At 71.1% G+C, this 394-nt stretch carries 1 pseudogene; it reads right to left on the bottom strand.

The window, feature by feature from the left end:
• Window positions 1-305: pseudogene (locus L7A15_RS10605) on the bottom strand (hypothetical protein); the annotation flags it as partial.
• Window positions 306-394 lie beyond the last annotated feature (89 nt).

The following is a 394-nucleotide window of genomic DNA, read 5'->3' as shown; positions in this document are numbered from 1 at the left end:
GTCTCCACGATGCGCGGCGCGGCTTCCGTTTCGGCCGGCGGGGCCTTGGCATCGGGCATGTCGCTGGCGCCATCGCCGCCGGCGGGCAGGGGTTCGGGCAGCGGCGCGATGGGCGCCCCGGGCTGCGCGGCTGGCGCGACAGCGGTATCGGCGCGATAAAAGTCGTTCTTGCGGCTGGTCGCCCAGACCAGCAGGAAGAGCAGCAGGCCGGCGCCAAAGGCAATGCCGGCGATCTTCAGGGTATTGCGGGGCAGGCGCAGGGTGATGTGCGAGGCGTTGGCGCCGGAGTCGCTGGATCGGGACACGGGAACACTCGTGGGGACTTCCTGCCCCGATTCTGGCACAGCGGGGACGGGGCGGGCGACGCATCGACCCGGGACAGGCGATAATCCAC

Origin of the sequence: Rothia nasimurium, from assembly GCF_928391935.1 — a bacterium.
In the GTDB taxonomy this organism is placed as follows: Bacteria; Actinomycetota; Actinomycetes; order Actinomycetales; family Micrococcaceae; genus Rothia; species Rothia nasimurium_D.
Note: the sequence above shows the minus strand (reverse complement) of the source record. Positions and strands in the feature narration are given on the sequence as shown.